Source organism: Olivibacter sp. SDN3 (assembly GCF_014334135.1).
In the GTDB taxonomy this organism is placed as follows: domain Bacteria; phylum Bacteroidota; class Bacteroidia; order Sphingobacteriales; family Sphingobacteriaceae; genus Olivibacter.
Genome location: NZ_CP060497.1, coordinates 5,211,067 through 5,233,649 on the forward strand (window position 1 = coordinate 5,211,067; position 22,583 = coordinate 5,233,649).

Annotated in this window: 16 protein-coding genes; 12 read left to right on the forward strand and 4 right to left on the reverse strand. The window is 41.8% G+C overall.

Going from position 1 to position 22,583, the window contains the following annotated elements; translation table 11 throughout:
• Positions 1-24 precede the first annotated feature (24 nt).
• From H8S90_RS21995 to H8S90_RS22015, 5 genes are all read left to right on the forward strand, one after another.
• Positions 25-3,309 carry a TonB-dependent receptor gene (locus H8S90_RS21995; RefSeq protein WP_222852164.1) on the forward strand — a complete coding sequence of 1,095 codons (3,285 nt, stop codon included), beginning with the start codon at positions 25-27 and terminating at the stop codon, positions 3,307-3,309.
• Positions 3,310-3,351: 42 nt separating this feature from the next.
• On the forward strand, positions 3,352-4,992 hold the full coding sequence (locus tag H8S90_RS22000; RefSeq protein WP_187339937.1) for a RagB/SusD family nutrient uptake outer membrane protein: 1,641 nt from the start codon (positions 3,352-3,354) through the stop codon (positions 4,990-4,992).
• A 28-nt stretch (positions 4,993-5,020) separates the two neighbouring features.
• On the forward strand, positions 5,021-6,151 hold the full coding sequence (locus tag H8S90_RS22005; protein WP_187339938.1) for a SusE domain-containing protein: 1,131 nt from the start codon (positions 5,021-5,023) through the stop codon (positions 6,149-6,151).
• Positions 6,152-6,179: 28 nt separating this feature from the next.
• Positions 6,180-7,337: a glycoside hydrolase family 76 protein gene (locus H8S90_RS22010; RefSeq protein ID WP_187339939.1), complete on the forward strand. Its 1,158-nt coding sequence runs from the start codon at positions 6,180-6,182 to the stop codon at positions 7,335-7,337.
• Between the two features lie 156 nt (positions 7,338-7,493).
• Positions 7,494-8,075 carry an RNA polymerase sigma-70 factor gene (locus H8S90_RS22015; protein WP_187339940.1) on the forward strand — a complete coding sequence of 194 codons (582 nt, stop codon included), beginning with the start codon at positions 7,494-7,496 and terminating at the stop codon, positions 8,073-8,075.
• A gap of 135 nt (positions 8,076-8,210) precedes the next feature.
• Here the strand turns inward: H8S90_RS22015 and H8S90_RS22020 are convergent, their stop codons facing one another.
• The 4 genes from H8S90_RS22020 to H8S90_RS22035 all read right to left on the reverse strand — a co-directional run bounded on the left by H8S90_RS22020 (position 8,211) and on the right by H8S90_RS22035 (position 11,027).
• A complete protein-coding gene (locus tag H8S90_RS22020) occupies positions 8,211-8,735 on the reverse strand; it encodes a DinB family protein (protein ID WP_187339941.1) in 525 nt (174 codons plus the stop codon).
• Positions 8,736-8,823: 88 nt separating this feature from the next.
• The gene (locus H8S90_RS22025; protein WP_187339942.1) at positions 8,824-9,051 is read right to left on the reverse strand and encodes a hypothetical protein; all 228 of its coding nucleotides are present in this window, start codon (positions 9,049-9,051) and stop codon (positions 8,824-8,826) included.
• Between the two features lie 361 nt (positions 9,052-9,412).
• Positions 9,413-10,603, reverse strand: coding sequence for a formaldehyde dehydrogenase, glutathione-independent (fdhA, locus tag H8S90_RS22030; protein WP_187339943.1), 1,191 nt, complete (start codon positions 10,601-10,603; stop codon positions 9,413-9,415).
• Positions 10,604-10,622: 19 nt separating this feature from the next.
• Entirely contained in the window at positions 10,623-11,027 is a 405-nt protein-coding gene (locus tag H8S90_RS22035) for a heme-binding protein (protein WP_187339944.1), read from the reverse strand.
• A gap of 185 nt (positions 11,028-11,212) precedes the next feature.
• Here H8S90_RS22035 and H8S90_RS22040 point away from each other — a divergent pair, with 185 nt between their 5' ends.
• The 7 genes from H8S90_RS22040 (at position 11,213) to H8S90_RS22070 (ending at position 22,579) form a co-directional block, all read left to right on the forward strand.
• On the forward strand, positions 11,213-12,121 hold the full coding sequence (locus H8S90_RS22040; RefSeq protein ID WP_187339945.1) for a helix-turn-helix domain-containing protein: 909 nt from the start codon (positions 11,213-11,215) through the stop codon (positions 12,119-12,121).
• A 291-nt stretch (positions 12,122-12,412) separates the two neighbouring features.
• On the forward strand, positions 12,413-13,003 hold the full coding sequence (locus H8S90_RS22045) for an RNA polymerase sigma factor (RefSeq protein ID WP_187339946.1): 591 nt from the start codon (positions 12,413-12,415) through the stop codon (positions 13,001-13,003).
• Positions 13,004-13,072: 69 nt separating this feature from the next.
• Entirely contained in the window at positions 13,073-14,278 is a 1,206-nt protein-coding gene (locus tag H8S90_RS22050; RefSeq protein ID WP_187339947.1) for a FecR family protein, read from the forward strand.
• A gap of 249 nt (positions 14,279-14,527) precedes the next feature.
• Positions 14,528-17,968, forward strand: coding sequence for a TonB-dependent receptor (locus tag H8S90_RS22055; protein WP_187339948.1), 3,441 nt, complete (start codon positions 14,528-14,530; stop codon positions 17,966-17,968).
• 8 nt (positions 17,969-17,976) lie between these two features.
• A complete protein-coding gene (locus tag H8S90_RS22060) occupies positions 17,977-19,416 on the forward strand; it encodes a RagB/SusD family nutrient uptake outer membrane protein (protein WP_222852165.1) in 1,440 nt (479 codons plus the stop codon).
• Positions 19,416-20,894: a BNR-4 repeat-containing protein gene (locus tag H8S90_RS22065; RefSeq protein WP_187339949.1), complete on the forward strand. Its 1,479-nt coding sequence runs from the start codon at positions 19,416-19,418 to the stop codon at positions 20,892-20,894. Before H8S90_RS22060 ends, H8S90_RS22065 begins: the two co-directional genes overlap by 1 nt.
• The gene (locus tag H8S90_RS22070; protein ID WP_187339950.1) at positions 20,891-22,579 is read left to right on the forward strand and encodes an L-lactate permease; all 1,689 of its coding nucleotides are present in this window, start codon (positions 20,891-20,893) and stop codon (positions 22,577-22,579) included. Before H8S90_RS22065 ends, H8S90_RS22070 begins: the two co-directional genes overlap by 4 nt.
• The last annotated feature ends 4 nt before the right edge of the window (positions 22,580-22,583 follow it).

The following is a 22,583-nucleotide window of genomic DNA, read 5'->3' on the forward strand; positions in this document are numbered from 1 at the left end:
GAACGAATGGTGATAAAAATGGTAATGTTAATACTACTCACCTTTATCATACAGGCAAATGCTAAAAGTAGTGCTCAAACCATCACCATCCATAAGCCACTGATAACTGCTGAGCAATTTTTTCTTGAAATACAGAAACAAAGCCCTTACCACGTACTTTGTGATGCAACCGTATTGAAACAAATACCTGCACGTAAAGTTGATTTTGAAGACACACCTATTCTTGAGGCATTAAACGCTTATTTGGGAGATACACCGTATGGCCATCAACTGAATAGTAATAATACCATTATCATTAAAGAAAAACCATCACCTATAAAGCTTAACAATAAGCAACCTATTCAACAAGCCATAACAGGTAGGGTGTTAGACGATGCAGGAGAACCTCTGGTAGGGGTAACTGTTCGGGTAGATAACGGTCAAACAGTCACCACTAATCAGCAGGGAGATTTCAGTATTACGATCAGCAATAACAGTAAGACCTTAACGTTTAGCTATCTTGGATACAAAGCACAACAAGTTTCAATCAATGGAAGAAGTGTAATCAATATAACACTTGACTTTGAGTCGTCTGATTTGGAAGAAGTGATTGTCGTAGGTTATGGCACCCAACTCCGCAAGGACGTTGTAGGTGCCGTTGATCAAGTTAGTTCAAGAGCGCTGGAAGGCCGGCCTGTAACCAACGTGACGCAAGCGTTACAGGGCGCCTCTCCAAGTTTAGTCATCCAGCAGCCAAATTCTGAGCCAGGTGGCGGGCTAAATCTCAATATTCGAGGAATCAGTACGTTAGGCAATAACAGTCCGCTCGTTGTGATAGACGGCATCGTTGGCGGTGATATTAATCTTTTGAATCCCGCTGATATTGCATCGGTGTCGGTATTAAAAGATGCAGGAAGCGCTGCCATTTACGGGTCTAGGGCAAACAACGGCGTTGTACTAATCACAACTAAACAAGGTAATAAGGACGGAAGAAACGTCCTAACTTACAACGGGCTGGCAGGGATCAATACTCCAAAAATGTTTTTCAACCCCGTTAGAGGTTATGAAAACGCTATTCTTCGTAACCAGTCGGCACTAAATGCCGGACTGCAGCCTGTATTCAGCCCTGAACAAATCAGAACATTTCAAAATGATGGAGACGAAGAATGGTTCGTGAATAGCATCATTCAAAATGCTTGGCAACAGAATCATAACCTCAGTCTATCCGGAGGAAGTAGTAATTCTACGTATCACGTTTCCGCCGGCTTATTTGACCAGCGTAGTAATTTTGTAGGACCAGATTATGGGGCCAGACGCTACAATTTCCGCATCAATCTCAGTAACGACTATGGTCGTCTGAATTTATCTACACAGCTGGCTTACGCCCGTAATGACAATAAAGATCATTCGGGGTCTACACAAACACTGATGGTTGATGCCGCTAGAGTACCTGTTATCTATCCCATTAAAGATGAACAAGGCCGCTATTTAACTAATGACGTATTATCAGAATTTAATCCTTTGGGTATACTTGAGCAAGGAGGATTCAGACAATATACAGACGACAACCTGTTTGGGAATATCCAAGCCACATTTCAGGTAAATGACTTTCTGAAATTAAGAGGTGTTTTTGGCGGTAGCCTAAAAGCAAACAATCAATACGCCCGCACGATGCAAGTAGACTACTACCCATCAGGGGTCTCGGGCCCTGATCGCAATACGAACGATATTGCCTACAAAAGCTTGGAACTAAACACACAATTTATAGCAGAGTTTAGCAAACAGTTCCAACAACATAGTGTAAATGCTTTAGTTGGCGTATCAAATGAAAATTTCGGCAGCAGGCAATCCGCTATATTCCGTCGTTATACAGATAATGAACTAGGGACACCCATTTCCGAAACCGTAATTAGTACCGATTCGGAAAATTCCAATCAGACCGCGACGGAAAATAGTTTGAACTCACTTTTTGGACGGGCCTCTTACTCTTATCTAGACCGCTATTACGCAGAATTCAATTTCCGTTACGACGGCTCTTCGAAATTCAGCAAAACCAACCGATGGGGATTTTTCCCATCGCTGTCAGCAGGTTATCGTTTAAGTAATGAATCATTTATGGAAGCCTATAGGGAACAATTTGGAGACATCAAATTAAGAGCATCTTATGGTATAGTAGGTAATCAGAACGTAGGTAATTTTCAATACCAAACCACCTATTTTACCTTTGAGAATGCTTACGGGTTCAACAATATAGGCGTTAGTGGCACAGGTTATAACTTTGCCAATCCCGATCTGCGCTGGGAAAGAGCTGCGACCTTTAACTTTGGTGCTGATTTAAGTTTCCTAAACAACAAGTTAACCGTATCGGCCGACTATTTCAGTAAAGTGACCCGTGATATTTTAGTCCCTCCACAAGTGCCTTTGGTTTTTGGCACAGGACTCCCAGATTTTAATGCCGGTAGAGTACGTAATCAGGGCTGGGAGCTTACTGTTTCCTATAACCACCAAGGTGAAAAGTTTGGTCATTTTATTACGGCAAACGTGGGTGACTCAAAAAATAAGGTGCTTTATTTTGAAGGAAATGAACGCCTAACAGGCGTTGAAGAACTCCAAATCTTGTTAAAAGAAGGCTTCCCTTTTAATTCCTATGTAGGTTTAAAAAGAGACGGTTACTTTCAGAATATTGACGAAATTGCCAATGCCGCGACCCCTCCCGGTCTCAATGTACAACCTGGCGATAATCGCTATGTAGATGTAAATGGCGACGGCGTTATCGACAATAATGACCTATTCGTATTTGGCAACCCATTTCCGCGCCTAAATTATGGTTTACAGTACAATGTCACTTTTAAGGGTTTTGACCTTAATGTGCTCCTACAGGGTGTAGGCAAGCGAACGATGATGGTACGGGGCGAATTGGTAGAACCTTTTCATTTCAACTACGGATTGACAATGTATGAACATCAACTGGATTATTGGACTCCCGTCAATCCAGACGCTCGTTACCCACAGCTTTCAGCGAACAACAGCAACTCAAACATTAATAATTTTCGCAGAGGATCTGATATGTACTTGTATAATGCTGCTTATCTCCGATTAAAAAACCTCCAGGTGGGCTATACGTTGCCCCAGGATGTGTCGAGAAAATTGGGTATGCAAAAACTAAGAGCTTACCTGTCCGGACAAAATCTTTTCACGCTGTCTGGAATGAAGTTTCTCGATCCGGAAATCACCGAATTTAACAGCAGCATGGACAATAGCGGCGCAAACAGTGGTCGTGCCTATCCTACCCTAATCTATTATGGTTTCGGTCTTGACATCACCTTTTAATGTTTATTTACCCATCATGAACGTACACCAAAAAGAAGAACAATGAAAGTGACAAAAACATATAAAACCGGAATAACGGCTCTTCTATTGCTTGCGGCTTTATCCGGATGCAAAAAGCTCGATTTGCTACCCGAAAATAGTTTTACAGAGCTTAACTACTGGACCTCAGAAGCCAAAGTCAATAGCATCCTAAATACTGCATATTCTCAGATGAGCAACAGCGATTACTTTTTCTCAAATGAAGGGTTGTCTGACAATGCTTTTAGTGGTAGAGGTGATTTTAACGGTTCCACGTCTATTGCCGCAGGCACCTATGATCCTGCTTTAGGTCGGATAAAATCAGAATGGCAATTCCACTATGAAGGGATTAAAACCTGCAACCTGATAATTGAAAATATTGATCAGGTTCCTATGGATGAAGGCATAAAAAATAGAATGCGGGCAGAAGCACGATTCATTCGTGCGCTGAAACATTTCCAATTGATGACTTGGTTCGGAGATATCCCTTTACTGAGAACGGACCCTACACGAGAGGAAGCCTTGGAGGTAAGCAGAAGCCCTAAAGCGGAGGCATTAGATTTTATATTAGGGGAGTTGGAGGAGATAGTCCCGATGTTACCAACGAATACGTCGTATGCGGACGCGGATAAAGGTCGGATTACCAGAGGGGCGGTCATTGCCCTTAAAGCAAGAGTTTATCTCTATGAAAACCGCTGGCAAGATGTGGCAACCACCTGTGAGCGGCTTATTCAGACCGATGAAAATGGAAGTTATCAACTTTTTCCGAACTACGAAGGGTTATTTTTGCCACAAAATCAAAATAATAGTGAGGTCATTTTAGACATTCAATATGTGCCGGAATTTCGCGTTTGGACAAATATGTTTGATCTGGCACCCATATCGGTAGGCGCACGTTTAAACAATCTGGCACCAACCCAAGAATTGGTAGATAGCTATCGGATGCTCAATGGCAAGGCCATCAATGAAAATGAATCCGGGTATAATGAAGATGACCCCTATACTAACCGGGATCCGAGAATGGCGTTCACCATCGTCCACCATCTTCACGAATGGAGAAGGCCTGATGGTTCTACCCAGACTATTTATACCAAACCAGGCAGCACCCCGACAGGAGCCAATTCATCCGATGAATACGCACCAGGTACCGTCAGCTCACCCACGGGTTATTACCTACGTAAATATTATGACCCTACACACGGCCCCAATTTCAGGGCCGGATTGAATCTCATATTAATACGTTATGCTGATATCCTATTGATGTACGCAGAAGCAAGAAATGAGCTTGCTCAACTTAACCAGGACGAATGGGATCAAAGTATCAGAGCGCTTCGTACGAGATCAGGTTTCACCGCCGAGGAAGCGCTCGCCTACCAACCGAATTGGACCCAAGAAGATATCCGTCAGATCATCCGTAACGAGCGACGAGTTGAACTGGCTATGGAAGGCCTTCGGATTTTCGATATCCGTCGTTGGCAAACAGCCGAAGAAGTTTTAAACGGATGGGTACATGGTGCAAAGTTTGGCCCAACAAATGAAGACAATGGTTACATCAGAGCCAATTTCCGAACATTCGATCCCAATAGACATTATCTGTGGCCAATTCCACGTGATGAGCGCAATTTGAACAATAATTTGACGCAAAACCCAGGATGGGAAAATTAACAATGTAAAATTTCAACCAATATAAGATATGAACCTATTTATAAAACATCCGGCATACCTTTTAGCGATCTTAGCATTGCTTTTGACAGCCTGCAGTAAGGAAAAAAGCTTAAATACTGAAGTAAGTGAAGTAACAACACTCTTTGCTCCAAAAAATGATGCCTTTATTAAGCTTGGGCAAGGGAGTATTCAATTTGAGTGGGAAATGGCCCGTGCTGCAGATAATGGTTTGGTAATATACGAAGTGCTTTTTGATAGAGAAGATGGGGATTTCTCTGAGCCCTTATATAGTTCTCCTTCCGAAGGGAATGGTATGCAGCGAATACTCACGCTCGATCATGGTGTTATCAATCGTATTGCTGAAACCGCCGGCATTGGCCCCCTTGAAACAGGCGCTATTAAATGGAGCGTAGTATCCTCCAAAGGCGTCAATGTGCAGGCACCCGTAGCCGTTCACACATTGGTTATAGAGCGTCCAGCGGGATTTACCTCGGTTCCCACTGAACTTTACCTCACCGGATCTGCCGCAGAAGGAGGAGGAAATCTGGATAACGCTCCCGAATTCAAACAAATATCCAACGGCATATACGAAATATACACAAAATTAGGAGATGGAACTTACCAATTTATCGATGCCCAAAATGAAAATGCCAACAGTTATTTTATTGACAATACAGGCATTATTCAGGCGGGGGGAGAAAACAGCCATGCAGGAGAGCACGTTTACCGTATCCGATTAAACTTTAACAACGCAACCTCCTCTATGACAGAAATCACGAATGTCAGTTTATGGTTTGCTCCAGACGATAGATTTTGGTTCGACTTACCATATACACAAAATGGAACTTGGGAAATTAAAGGTGCAGACATTATATTTAAGCAAGAAGATTGGGGGCGAGACGAACGATATAAATTTAGATTCATGGTAAAAAATGCGACTGGAGAAGATTCCGAAGAATGGTATGGTAGTAGTAATGCTGATAATAGCAGACCTACAAGTAGTACGCCTGCGTCTTACTGGCACATGGTATTGGTAGACAATGACAGGTGGCAAAATTGCTTTAAGTTTGACGGTGACGTCGATAATAGCAAAGCAGATATTAAGATAGACTTCAATTCAAGCGTAGAAGAGTACACACACCAGGTTACCAGTCAATAAATTAATCGTTTTACTTAATCATTCAATTATGACACATACTAGGAAACCAGTCAACCTACTAATCAACTATTTGGTGTTTATATTAGTGCTATTTTACAGCTGTAAAGAGGAAGCTATTATATTGTATCCGCCAGATGACACGGTTAATCCGGAGGTTGTATACCCTTGGGAAGAAATAGCTGATTCATTGCAGCAAACAACCAATGAGATTTACCGCTCAACTGATGGAAGGTACTACAAGCAGAATGAAGAAAATAATACCTTTCATTATTGGTGGAATGCCCATATGTTAGACGTTTTAGTTGATGGATATCAGCGTACGGAAAATGAAAATTACATCCAACGCATGCGAGCTTTATTAGATGGAATGAAAGAGACGAACGATAACACATACCCTAATCATTTTTATGATGATATGGAATGGTTGGCTCTATCGTCTTTGAGAGCTTATCAAGTAAGTAATGACGAAGCTTTTCTACAAGCCACTAGTATTTTGTGGGATGACATCCAAACAGGATTAAACGACTATCAAGGTGGTGGGATAGCCTGGAAAAAGGATCAGCTGGACTATAAAAACACACCCGCCAATGCACCTGCCATCATTCTTGCCTGTAGGCTCTATACGGATTTAAACAACGAGCAGGATTTAACCTTAGCACAAACATTATATGAATGGCTTAAGAGTACGTTGGTAGATCCGGCCAACGGTATTGTGTGGGATGGCATCAACCGTAACGGTGATGGAGAAATTGACAAAAATTGGCTGTTTACCTATAATCAAGGTGTATTTATTGGTGCTGCCCACGAATTATATAAGGTCACGGGTGATCGCACCTATCTCAATGATGCCGTACGCACAGCAAACACTGCTATCAGTCATCCTGATATTACAGTTGGCGGTATTCTTAAAAATGAAAATCAAGGGGACGGAGGCCTTTTTAAGGGAATTATGATCCGCTACCTTGCTTTATTGGCAGAGGAGCAAACACTTACTGATGCCGACAGAATAAGATTTCAGGATTTTATCAAATTTAATGCTGAAACAGCTTATACAAAAGCACTGTCAAGGCCCGCATTGCTCTTCGGCCCAAATTGGGAAGCACAACCAGACGAAACGGTCGATCTATCAACACAATTAAGTGGTGTGATGCTTATTGAGGCGGCAGCTCGACTTTCAGCACAATAAAAGTCGGTATTCGCGAGCTATTCATTATCCGGAAACTTTAGCCAAGCTTCCGGATAATGAATAGCTTTTTTATCAGAAGTGTTATAAATTTTATACTAAAATTAGTAAATATCAATTTTTACTCTTAGGTTTGAGTAACCATAGCCTATATTATCAATGAAAGCAATAGTGTTTGAACGAGGTTTACTAAATCGGATTAGTAAAGATGATCGTGAGGCTTTCCGTGTGTTGTATCAACAGTACATTCCCTTGGTATATCATTTCAGCTATAGTATATTGAAAGATAGTGACGCCTCTGAAGAAATTGTTCAATGTGTATTTGTTAACGTATGGGAAAAGCGTGTTATATTAAACCGCATCGATAATATAAAAGCCTACTTATTTCGTGTTACAAAAAACCTTATTCTAAATGATCTCAAAAAACAGCAAATAATTAAAAAGTCAGTTACTCATTTAACGGTGGAAAATAGCGGTGAAGAGAATCCGGAAGATCAATTTATATATAAAGAAAGTATGCTTTTAGCGGAAGAAGCAATTTCCAAGCTTTCTCCCAAAAGAAAGTTAATTGTAGAACTCCGTACAAAACAAAACTTAAGTCTGGATGAAATTGCTGATCAATTGCAAATATCAAAGAATGTAGTGAAGAAGCAATTTTATAAAGGTACAGCCTTCATAAAAGATTACCTGATCAAAAGAGGAAGGTTAACCTTGTTATGGTTTATCATGCATTGGTTTTAGTCCATAAAAAAGAAAGGTTCTCAACCGGGGAGGTCGAGAACCTTTACTAACCAATTATAAACCTAAATTATGAATGATACAAATATAGTGTACCCCATACACATCCACAAAAAATTAACATAATTTAACAAGCTATTATCGTTCCCAAAAAGGGGGAGGTTCAATACCTAAAGACCGAAGATACACGTAACCTTGTCCACGATGATGGATTTCGTTATCAATAAAATAAAGGCAATGCCCATACACAATTCCGTCAAATTGTCCAAAGGCAATATCTTTTTGCTGAAAACGGCCGGGTTGTAGTTCTTGCCAAATACGGTTTATATAAGCAGTACTCCAGTCCCATAATTTTAAAACATCTTCTTTAGTTGTTGGAGACCCCGATAGTCCGGACGCTTGTATCTCGTTTTTTAACTCCTTCCATTCTCCTGTAACTACCCCATGGGCACCCGGAGCTCCCATCTGTAAGAGTTCTTGTGCCAGCTTACCGAAAGGGCGCATGCCTCCAACGCTATAAGCAAACAGTTCTTTCTCAGGAAATGTATCAATGACCTTACGAGTCAATGAACGGTGTCCTTGCCAATGTTCCAGTAACTGCGCCGGGGTCAGCACTGCATCCGCTGCCTGCTCTAGATTTTCTTCGAATGTTTTGTTTTCCATTTTATTATTCTTTTGGTTTATGAAACAAAAGAACACCTACTACTGACAGCGTTATGTCAGTGGTAAATAAAAGAATTTACGTATTGTCTTATTTTTTATCAACTGCATGCGCCAACCCTTCTATAACAGCGTCGGCAACATCTATATTAATCGTTTCATTATCCGCAACTAGCCACTCACCCTGCTCTTTCACCATCAAAAAAGGATCAATGCCCGGGTACTGTATACGCCAAGCGGTTGAATCTTTATAATCCTCAGGATATGCGTGAATATCAATAAAAGTTTTTGTGCCTGGTTCTCTCACTGTAATTACCATGATTTTTCCTCCTACAATCTATTTTCTACGTTATAGATACAACAAGTATTTATACAAATTGATTAAAAATTCTGTTTTTATTAGTTTCTACTTATTTTTATAATACCTATTTAAGATGATTGAATTACTAAAACACACGTTGAACAGTATTGTTCCAATATATGAGGAAGAATAGAACGTTGTAAAAGATACTTTTCAGATAACAAATAGTCTGTCAAGCAACATCTGCTTCAATTGGTGCTTACAAAAAAGCCTTCGACCGGGGAGATCAAAGGCTTTCGCTAACTAACCAATTATAAACCTAAATTATGATGACACAAAGATAGTGTATATAACACACTATTGCAATATTTTTTCCTTTTTAATTGGCAATCATACTATGTGGATCTATCACAAACTTTTTAGCTGCACCCTTATCGAAATCCTGATATCCTTTTGCGGCGTCATTAAGTGAAATTACCTGCACATTTACTGCTTTGGCGATTTCAATCCTGTCGTACAGAATAGTATTCATCAGCGATCGATGGTATTTCATCACCGGACACTGCCCTGTGTGCAAAGAATGTGACTTTGCCCACCCCAGACCAATCCGGATACGCAGACTTCCTTTTTTCGCCGCGTCATCCGAGGCTCCCGGATCACCGGTTACATATAAACCCGGAATACCTAACTGCCCACCTGCACGAGTGACTTCCATAATGGAATTAAGCACCGTTGCCGGCCGCTCTACTTTACTATCCTGACCATGTCCCCTCGCTTCAAAACCTACGCAATCTATTGCACAGTCTACTTCGGGCAACCCGATAATTGCTTCAATCTGGTCAGCTAAGCTTCCATCCCCCTTAAGATCGATAACTTCGCAACCAAAACTTTTAGCTTGTTTTAAGCGTTCATCAATCATGTCTCCAACAATCACTACAGCTGCTCCTAATAAATGACAAGACGCAGCGCAAGCTAAGCCTACTAGCCCGGCACCAGCAACGTAAACAATACTACCGGGGGCTACACCAGCGGTAACCGCTCCATGAAAACCGGTAGGAAAAATATCCGATAACAAGGTCAAATCCTTAATCTTTGACATCGCCTGATCCTTATCTGGAAATTTCAACAAATTAAAATCAGCATAAGGTACCATCACATACTCGGCTTGACCTCCTACCCATCCACCCATATCTACATAACCATAGGCGGCTCCGGGCCTTTCGGGGTTGACGTTTAGACAGATTCCCGTTTGACCAGCTTTGCAATTCCGGCACCTGCCGCAAGCTATATTGAAAGGAACAGACACCAAATCGCCTAACTTTATAAATTCGACATCTCGACCTGCTTCTATTACCACGCCTGTAATTTCATGTCCCAATATCAAGCCCGATTCCGCTGTCGTTCGCCCCCTTACCATATGCTGATCACTTCCACATATATTCGTGGACACAATTTTTAAGATAACTCCATGATCGCATTTTCTGTTACCTAAAGCGAGTTTAGGATAGTCGATCTCACGTACTTCTACCACTCCCGGCTTCACATACGACACACCATGATTCTTACACATATAAAAATGTTATTAATGGTTAACTTATCGCTTCTACTCCCGCCTGTGCAACAATGTGATCGTTCTCTACCGTATCACCAGAAACACCTATTGCTCCGATAATTTCGCCTTCCTCATTCTTTATTGGCAACCCCCCGGGAAAAGTAATTAGTCCACCATTAGAATGCTCTATATTATATAAAGCGCCACCCGGTTGTGATAATTTTCCTATCTCGCCGGTTGCCATATCAAAATATCTAGCTGTTCGCGCCTTTTTCTGCGCAATATCTATGGAACCCAGCCAAGCGTTATCCATATGCGCAAACGCAATTAAATTCCCTCCTGCATCTACTACGGCGATATTCATTAATGTATTTGTCTCTTTCGCTTTGTTGTGCGCTGCTGTTATAATTGTTTCTGCCTGTTTTAATGTGATGTTTTTCATAATCTCCTCTAGTTTATTTTGTTATAGAACAATTATATAAATGTTATGTCTATATCAATGTCACGATCATCCATAGTGATAGAACGATCATCCATAGTTGTTTAGAACACAGAAGATTTACATATTTGGCAAATATGTTACAAACCTTCACTTGAAATAGCTGTTTCTTAAAGAAGATTAATACCATGACTAATAACCATATATGCCATATTGAACAAATAAATCTTAGTGATAGTAAACACTTGGACTCACTGGTGGAACATCGTCGCGTTTTCACCCTGCAGCAGTGCGAATTAAATATTTTTGAAACCTTTCACCGTTGCCATGATGTGGCGCTTTCCTATCAGGGCTTGGTGATTTCGAGTATGATGCGAGGAAAAAAAATAATGACTTTGGCAGGGCAAAAAGCATTCGACTTTATGCCCGGAGAAAGTATTATTATTCCGGAAGGAGTCACCATGAAAGTAGATTTTCCTGATGCAGACGAAAGACATCCTGTACAATGTGCTACTTTAGCATTAGATTGGGATATGGTTAATAAAAACATTGAATTTCTCAATGAATACTACCCTAATTCGGCAGCTCCCCATGAATGGAAATTAAATTTCAACCACTATCACTTTACTAATAATAAGGAACTAGCTGCCAGTCTTAATCGATTGATAAAAATCAGTATGGAAGAGGATAAAGCTAAAGATGCCCTCGCAGATCTCGCTTTGAAATACTTATTATTACGGGTTATACAAACACAAAATTTGGTAGCTCTTGAAGAAAATAAAATTCAGGGTCATCGCCTCACTCCTGCCATCCGATATATAAATGAGCACCTGACCGAAAAAATAACAATTGAAAAGTTGGCTAAAGAATCCTGCATGAGTAGATCAGCTTTTTTTGAGATATTCAAGCAAGAATTGGGTCTTTCCCCCACCGACTATATCATCCGGGAACGCATGGAACTAGCCAAACGTCTTATGGCAGATGAATCGCTGAGTATTAGCGACATCTGTTATCGTTCAGGATTCAATAATCCAAATTATTTTATCCGCTTATTTAAAAGATCGGAAGGATTTACCCCAAATATCTATCGAAAATAAAGTGTACATATATTTCCCATTTATGTAAGCGTGCTATGTCTCCAACAAACCGAATCATAATAAAGTTAAATTAAACACCTTATTGTTTCTGATGTGTTTGTCCAACTGTTGCATAAACAGACAACATCTAGCTACCCCACAACACCCAAGGACTTATCACTCAATTTTCTATTTGGATGACACACCATAGATAAGTGAGATAACGAGGATATTGTATATATAAGTCAAAATCTTTAAGTTTGTTTAAGAAAGAAATTATGTTATAATTTCTTTCTTAAACCAATTACCTAAATGATGACAGCCAGGGGAGCTATAGCAGCTTATTTAATTGAGGAACTTCAATCAGGAAGCGAGATCGCTTTTAGGAAGATATACGACCAATTGCATCCAAAAATTTACCGCTTTATCTTTTCGCTATTAAAAGACAACAATCAAAGTGAGGAGATATTACAGGAAACATTTATCAATTTATGGCTCAACAAACATAAAATTGATACTCAGCTTCCCCTCTACCCTTACCTATATTTAACGGCACGACGATTGACCATAGATGCTTTTCGCAAAGCGAGCAACGAACACCGCTTAAAAGAACGGCTACAGTTTTTACAGGGCGTAAGCGCCAATGATACAGAGGACAAGATCATGGCCGCCGATTTACAAAGAATTACCGACGAACTTATCGACAGCCTACCCCGGCAACAAAAGATCGTTTTCCAGCTCAGCCGGATAGATGGTTTATCGTACGATGAAATTGCTGAGAAACTACACTTGTCGCGCAATACCGTACGCAATCATCTCGTCTGTGCGCTGAAAACTTTGAAAACACATTTTGTTAAGCACGACATCACCTACTTTTTTGTTATTTTTTTCTTACTGCACTAGTTCTGTTGCTACTTTCATCCGTTTCTATATAAAGGGCTGTAGAAATATGGTTCCCATAAAAGACCAATTATGAAAGACCGTTCAGACCAATTATATACATTGTTGTGTGCTTACATGACAGAAAAGATCACCGAAGCCGAATTCGAGCAACTTATTCAACTTATGCAAGAAAACCAGGGCGATATCGATGAAAGCACTTTGGCTTCGGCAATCGATAGGGCCTGGAAATGCTATGACCAAGATCAGCCCATTAGGATAAACGCCGATAAGGTTTATAGTAAGATTTTGGCTGACGATCGTATTAAGCCAAGTGTTTCCAAACAACGGAAAAAAAACAAGTACATATTCTGGATGCCAACGATAGGTGCCGCGGCATTAATTTGTATTGGTATATTTTTATTTATACAGCATAGCTCAAGGCAACCGCTGGATTCTGACATATCAAGCTTATCCAAAAATATCGACAGCAATTCGATACAACCGGGTAATAACAAAGCTACTCTCATTTTAGCAGATGGCAAAGCAGTAGCGCTTGAATCTATGGAAGAAGGAATGCTATCTTTTCAAGCAGGTGAAAATATCAAAAAAGAGGGTAATCAACTGATATATATGAACACCGACCAGCAAAATGGAAATGAGCAAGAAAGGTTAAACACCATCCATACTCCTGCCGGTGGCGAATTTGCCCTCACCTTACCCGACGGCACAAAAGTTTGGCTAAATGCACAATCTTCCCTTACCTATCCTACGAGCTTTAGCTCGCATCAAAAAAATCGTGCGGTAAAATTAGTTGGCGAAGCCTATTTTGACGTGGCGAAAAATAAGGACCGACCCTTCATCGTGGAAGCCAACGGTACTGCGATCAAAGTATTGGGCACGCAGTTTAACGTCAATGCCTATTTGGATGAAAAAACCATTAAAACTACCCTGATAGAAGGATCTGTTCTGGTGAAATCAAAAAAATTAAAACCTGGTCAGCAAGCCATCAGTTTTTCTGAAACAGAAAACCTATTGGTGCATGATATCGATGTACAAGAAGCTACAGCATGGCGCAATGGCTATTTCTTTTTTGATGATGAAGATATTAAAACCGTCATGAATACGATTGCCAGGTGGTATGATATAACAGTTGAATACCAAGGCGATCTGAACGGTAAAACCTTTGGGGGCACCATTTCGCGATATGAAGATTTTCACAAATTATTACAAGTCATAGAACTGACAGAATCTGTACATTTCCAAACTAAAGGAAGGAGGGTTATGGTATCACCTTAAACCCAATTTCCGCGTTAGGGATTCAAGCGACCACGAAGTAGCATGACTGCCGTTAAGAGATAAGAATTACACAAATAAACGGATGTGGAGGAGTTTTTTATTGTTTTTATGAGCTAATGCGGATTTTGGGTTAAAACAAAAAAGGTGTTTTAGCAGAAAGGTCAGGAACGTTGGAGCCGTCCCTGACCGACCTCGCAAAAAAATGCCCGGATTAATAAATGTAACATCCATTTTATAAACCCAATTCAAATGTATAAAAAAAATACTGCACTTTCCTGTAGACAGGAAAGAAGCGCCCTATTTAAAGCTATACTTGTTATGAAATTGGCATTGATTGTTTTAATGGTAAGCCTTTTTGAATTACATGCCACTACCTATGCCCAGCAAGTAAGTATGAAAAAAAAGGATGCATCACTCGTTGCCATATTTAAAGAAATTCAGAAACAGAGTGGTTATCATATTTTCTATGATACAAAACTGGTTAAAAACAGCCAACCTGTTACACTAGATCTCCATCAGGCTTCCATACAAGAAGCCATGAACGAAAGCCTGAACAATCAAGAGCTCACCTATGATATTGTAGATAAAAATATTATCATAAAAAAGGCTAGTAAAAACACTTTCTCTACACAGGAAAGAACTATTACGGGAAGCGTGTTAGATGCCAACAATCAGCCTTTAGAGGGAGTAACTGTTCGGCTAAAAGACACCCGAATACAGGCTAGCACTAACGACGCTGGTAGCTACACAATTAGGTTTTCAACTCAACCGGCTATTCTTGTTTTCAGTCTAATAGGTTATGGTACCATAGAACGCACGGTGCAAACAGAAAATCAGGTCGATGTTATCTTGCTTGAACAGGCCGCCGACTTAGAGGAGGTTGTCGTAGTTGGCTATGGGACGCAAAAACGAACCACGATAACGGGAGCTGTATCATCCGTCAGTGCACAAGAAATACAAGACGTTCCTGCACCGAGTTTTGATGCCGCTATTGTAGGCAAAATGCCCGGCGTACAGGTTTCACAAACCACTGGAGCGCCAGGTGGAGGGATTGCCGTAAAAGTAAGGGGGATTGGCTCTATAGGCGCAGGCAACGAACCATTATATGTGATAGATGGTTTTCCAATCACCGCCAACTACAACCAAAGCGACAATCCACTTAACTCTATCAATCCGAACGACATTCAATCAATTGAAGTGTTAAAAGACGCGTCATCAACGGCAATTTATGGATCTCGGGGGAGTAATGGCGTTGTTATGATTACTACCAAGAGTGGTCAATCAGGAAAAATGAAAATCGATCTAGATGCCTATTCGGGTATACAGCAGGTAACTAAATACATGGACCTCATGAATGCACAGGAATTTGCCGAATATATCGTTGATTCAAGAAATAACGCATGGGTGGATATAGGTGGTGATATCAATGCACCGAATGAAGAAAGAGATGCCATATACCAAATTTTGCCTGCCTTACAAAATCCACAGGCACTGGGTGTCGGTACAGATTGGCAACGCGAAGTGTTACGTACAGCTCCTACACACAACTTACAGCTCACCTTTTCGGGTGGCAATGAAAACATCAACTACATGACCAGTGCCGGTTATTTCAAACAAGACGGTATCATTCTAAACTCTGATTTTGAACGTTATGCCTTTCGGGTAAACTTAGATGCGAATACTTCCCAAAAATTCCGGATAGGTTTAAATTTAAGTCCTACCTATACGGTAAGTAATCCCGTATCCGCAGAGGGCCATTTTGGCAGTGGGGCCGTAGTGCTGACCTCCTTAATGATGGCTCCCCATCTACCGGTGTATAATCCTGATGGAAGCTATACCTCTGCCATCACTTTGGGCAACGGTTTTAGCAGCCTGGAAAATCCTGTAAAGGTAGCAAGAGAACGGGTAAGTCACCGTACGCAGTTAAGGCTGTTGGGAACATTATTTGGGGAGTACGCTTTTACGGAATCATTAAAATACAAACTACTGGTAGGCACAGACCTACAAAATTCCAAACATAACATTTTCCATCCTTCTACCGTCGGGCAGGACGGCAATCCACCACCCGTGATCCCGCGAGCCGAGCACCGCGCACAGGATTCCTACAATTGGCTGATGGAACATACCTTAAGTTACGCTAAAAGTTTTAATGACCATCATATTGATGCCGTTGCCGGATTTACCGCTCAAAAGGCACGTTCGGACAGTTCCAGTATTGCGGCTACCAATTTCCCGAACGATCTGGTGCAAACCATTAATGCGGGTGTAGTATCATCAGCCTCTACTACGGCTATCGAATGGTCGTTGCTTTCTTACCTTGCACGGATCAATTATGACTATGCGGGCAAGTATCTATTCACTGCTACCGTAAGAAGGGACGGCTCCTCACGTTTTGGGGCAAACAACCGTTGGGGAGTTTTCCCGTCCTTTTCCGGAGGTTGGCGATTAACCGAAGAGCGGTTCATGGACAATATAAATTTTATTCAAGAACTGAAATTACGTGCCAGTTATGGCTTTACCGGTAATAATTTTATTGGTAACTATGATCATATCGGTTTACTAAATATGCAAAACTATGTTTTTGGAGGCGGTGGTGGCGCCATTGTAAACGGTATAGCACCAAATACCATTAGTAATGCCAACCTCAGCTGGGAAAAAAACCAACAGTTAGATGTGGGGCTTGAGGTAGGCTTACTGGGAGGGCGTTTATTTTTTGTGGCAGACTACTACCGCAAAATAACTTCTGATCTATTACTGAACGTACCCGTACCATCATTAACAGGATACACTGTTGCCCGTCAGAACATTGGCAGGGTAAGGAATCAAGGGTGGGAATTTGGCCTTAACACCCAGAACCTCACGGGCAATCTAAAGTGGAGTACCGATCTCAACCTATCCTTTAACCGCAACACCGTACTTGCTCTCGGCCCCAGCGGAGAGCCTATTTTCGGCAATTATGACCAGATTACCAACAGCCATATTACGGAGGTAGGCAAGCCCATGGGTAGTTTTTACGGGTATGAAGTCATTGGCATCTTTCAAAACCAACAGGAAATAGCCGATAATCCAAGCTTTGCCGACTCACAACCCGGGCATTTTCGTTTTGCTGATATCAACGGAGACGGACAGCTAAGTATCGACGACCGTACCATATTGGGCAACCCACAACCTGACTACATTTTCGGTATTACCAATACCTTTTCTTACAAAGGTGTGGAATTGAGTTTTTTGATTCAGGGCGTACAGGGAAATGAAATCATGCACCTCGGCAGACGTTTTTATGCCAATTTCGCCGGCACAGCCAATGGTTTAAAGGAAATGAATAACCGCTGGCGCTCCGAAGCAAACCCCGGAGACGGTTTCACACCGCGGGCAAATCGGGATCTATCGCGTTACAGCAGCAGCAATGCCAGCGCCAACATATCCTCTACCCATATAGAAGATGGCTCCTTTATTCGTTTAAGGAATATTTCTCTGGCTTATAATATTCCAGACCGGCTTACACAAAAACTAGCATTGCGGAATATCAGGGTATATGCGCAAGCGCAAAACCTCTTTACCATTACCAACTATACCGGCTACAACCCAGAAGTAAGCGTAAGTGGAATCAACGCACTCTTGCCGGGGGTGGATTATGGCGGGTACCCCATATCCAAAGTGTTTACCCTCGGATTAAATGTAGGCTTTTAGAAAAAAATATGATGAGAAAGATATTAATATATAGTATACTGTTAATCGCTTTATTTAGCGGTTGTCAGAAAGATTTTCTGAATCTCGCTCCGATCTCCGATACCAATACAGAGAATTTTTACCGCAATGAGGAGGATATGCTGAACGCGGTGAATGCCGCCTATGCCTCACTACGTACTGGAGGACAATATAACGCCGCCATGTATACCGTTGGCGAGGTAGCCTCTGATAATACCGAGATATTGGATGCACAGGCAGGTATAGATAACAGTCAGATCGATGCGTTCACCACCTTAACCAATAACGGTATCCTCAACAATATGTGGAACCATCATTACGAAGGCATTTTACGCTGCAATGCGGTAATCGATCGTATTCCTGCCATAGAGATGGATGAGACACTCAAGAACCGTTATGTAGCCGAATGTTTTTTTTTAAGGGCGCTTATGTATTTTAACATGGTTCGAACTTTTGGAGACATCCCTTTGGTAACAAGAGAAATAACCGATGTACAGGAAGGTTATGACTACACCCGTGACCCCAGCGCAGAAGTATATGCACAAATTGTTGCGGACCTCAACTTTGCCATTGAAAATTTACCTGTTACATATGCCGCCGCCGATATCGGCAGAGCAACCTCCGGCGCAGCAAGAGGCCTATTAACAAAAGTTTATCTCACCCAGCAGAACTGGCAGGAGGCCGCCAACCAAGCAAAAGCAGTGATGGATTTAGGTGTATACGATTTAATGCCATCGTATGCCGCTGTATTTGCTATTCCAAACAAGAACAACGTCGAATCCTTATTTGAAGTTCAATATATAAAGGGTGGCTTCGGACTCGGCAGCCCTTTTAATAATGCCTTTGCTCCCCGTCTATCTGGCCAGATTGTTACGACCATAGGTGCCGGAGGAGGGCAAAATCATCCCACAGCTGAAATGGCTAGCATTTATGAAACAGGAGATCAAAGACGTGCCGCCTCCATGGCGGATGGGTACCAGGATGGCGATCAATTTGTAGCCATCCGGTATGTGACCAAATATTTAGATCCCGCCTTGTTTGCCGCTGGTGATGCCGATAACAATTGGCCTATATTGCGTTATGCGGATATACTATTAATGCGGGCCGAAGCGTTAAATGAACTCGGATATGCGCCCGATGGCGAAGCTTTTGAAATATTAAACCGTATACGGCAACGTGCAGGTCTCGCAGCTATAACAAGCGCTATACTTCCCGATCAGAGCAGCTTCAGGGAGGTACTGGCCCACGAAAGACGTGTGGAGCTTGCTTTTGAAAACCATCGTTGGTTCGATCTGGTAAGGACCGGTCGGGCATTGGAGACGCTTCGTGCCCAAGGTAAATCCATACAGGAGCACCAACTCGTTTTTCCTATACCGCAAGTACAAATAGATATTAACCCTGATCAGATCAGACAAAACCCCGGATACTAATGAAAACATATCATTTAAGCAAAACCATAACAACGCTCAACGTTTTACTCTTCCTATCCGTTTATTATTGCTTTGGGCAAAAAGCGGTTCACCCCGACGCACAATATGCGGTAGGTGAGCTTATTCAAAAAAAAGCCAATGGCTTCAAAGGTATCTGGTACATGAATCAGCCCTCCAACGATGAATACGCATATAAATACAGTGGGGGGCTGGGCACCTATCCAGCCAATCATCGCCCATTTGCCATCTACTCAGAGGATTCCAAAAAGACGTTCTTCTGCTTTGGTGGAACGGACGAAGCAAACACAACCCTTTACCACAATGTATCCTATTATGACCATAAAAAGGGCCGGATAGCCAATCCAACGATTTTATTGGATAAAAAAACGACCGATGCGCATGACAACCCGGTGATTTCTTTAGATAATGAAGGTTATATCTGGATTTTTTCTACCTCACATGGCACATCCAGGCCATCCTATATATCGAAGTCGAAGAAACCATACAATATCAAAAAATTTGAGCTTGTACAGGCTACAGAAATAGATAGCGGGCAAACAAAGGCCTTTAACAATTTTTCTTATTTTCAGGTCTATCATCTTGCTGATCAAGGCTTCATCGCGTTGTTCACCAAGTATAACAATAAGGGCCAGCGAGTGATCGGTTTCAATACCAGTGCGGATGGAGTAGACTGGAACCAATGGCAGGTGCTTGCACATATTGAAGAAGGGCATTATCAGATCAGTGCCGAGCAAAATGGCAAAATAGGTGTGGCATTCGATTACCACCCAAAAGGTAAAGGTTTAAATTATCGAACAAACCTCTATTATCTGGAAACATCGGATTTCGGCAAAACCTGGAAGACAGCCTCGGGCGAAATGGTTAATCTTCCCTTGACAGACAAGCAAAACCCTGCCTTGATCAATGACTATGCTGCGGATAAGCTTAACAGCTACCTGCTTGACATCGATTTTGATGCTTCGGGCAAACCGCTTATTTTAACAATTACCAGTAAAGGGTATGAGGCCGGGCCGCAAAATGCTCCAAGAAACTGGACATTATCCCAATTTATCGATGGACAATGGGCTAACCATGTTGTCACCCAATCAGACAGCAATTATGATATGGGATCCATCTATCCGGAAAAAGACGGGAGCATCAGCATTATAGGTCCCACCCAAAACGGGCCACAGGCATTCAATCCTGGTGGAGAAATAGCCAAATGGACCAGCAAAGATGAAGGTAAAACCTGGTCGTTAGCACAGCAAGTTACAAAAAACAGTGAAATGAACCACAGTTATGTACGCCAACCGCGTCATGCCCAACCCGAATTTTATGGTATTTGGGCGGATGGACATGCCCGCAAACCATCTATATCACACCTCTATTATTTGAATGAAGTCGGCGAGGTGTTTCAATTGCCAAGAGAAAGTAAAAAGAAATTTATCCGCATATCCCCTCAACCAAATACACCATGACTTGGAGCCCGTCATTGAACCCGACCTCTTCTATGTTCTGGTCAGTTATATTGGCCCTGCTACCGATACTGGCTATTTTTTGGGCATTGATCATACGTAAAATGCCTGGACACCTGGCCAGCATGTTGGCCATGGCCGTAGCGTTTATTGTCGCTTGCACGGTATACCACATGCCTTTTAAATTGGCCGTCTTTTCTACGACTTACGGTATCATTTATGGTCTTTTCCCTGTATGTTGGATTGTCGTGAATGCCTTATTTCTGTTTAACATCATCGTAAAAAGTGGACAATTTGAGTTGATCAAACAATTCATTTCAGGCATCACTACAGATCAGCGATTGCAGGTATTATTAATTGCCTTTTCGTTCGGAGCCTTTTTGGAAGGTACTGCAGGCTATGGCGCTCCGGTGGTTATTACCGCAGCCATGCTGGCAGGTCTGGGATTTAAACCGCTATATGCAGCAGGCATTTGCCTGATAGCCAACACAGCACCTGTAGCCTATGGTGCTGTGGGTATACCTATTATCGTGTTATCCCAGATCTCCGGATTACCCGAAATGGCTGTTTCACAAATGGTAGGTAGAACACTTCCGCTATTATCATTGCTGTTACCTTTTTATTTAATTGCCATCATGGCCGGACCTAAACAGATCAAAAGTGTATTTCCGGCCTTATTCGTATCAGGTATTTCATTTGCTGTTCTACAATGGTTTTCGTCCAATTACTTAGGGCCTACCTTACCCGATATTATCGCCGGAATAGGTTCATTAGTAGCTCTTTTATTATTCTTGAAATACTGGAAACCAAAGAAAAGCTGGAAGACAGCGGGTAACCAAACCGTTTTCGCTTCTCCGGTTAATAGAACTCCAAAATCTTTAGTATTCAAGGCCTTTAGTCCGTTTTTACTACTCACCTTATTCATCATGTTATGGGGTGTTCCAGCGGTGAGGGAACACCTTGACCAATTGGGAAGTTTAGCGGCAGCTATGCCCGGCATCCATCATGTACTGCAAGACCCTCAAGGACAACCGGTAGCCAAAATTATTCAGTTTAACTACCTTTCCACACCCGGAACTGCCATTTTATTTGCTTCGCTACTCGCATTGCCCATAATCAAGCTATCATTCCGGAAAGCTATTTTCATTTACCTGGCCACCTTACGACAGCTAAAATACGCCCTCCTGACCATCAGCTTCATTATGGGATTTGCCTATTTGTTGAATGATTCAGGCATCACCCTAACCTTAGCGATGGCCATGGCTAATACAGGAGTCTTGTTTCCTTTTTTTGCCCCTATTTTGGGTTGGTTCGGTGTCTTTATTACCGGTTCTGACACGTCTTCAAATGCCTTATTCGGAAAATTGCAGTACGAAACTGCCCAAAAGATTGGGATCAATCCACTCATCACCGTTGCGGCCAATGCGTCGGGAGGCGTTGTAGGCAAGATGATATCGCCACAGTCCATCGCCGTCGCAGCCGCAGGAGGAGGTTTGATCGGGCAAGAATTTCAATTGTTACGATTCACGCTAAAGCATAGTTTTATTCTCTTACTCCTTATCTGCCTGATCGTATTATTGCAAGCCTATGTTTTTGATTTTATTATCCCAAATGCGTCTTCAATGCTTTCAACACATCAAGGTCAAAACATCAGAGATCTCGCAGATATCCAGACATTGCTCAAATAAATTG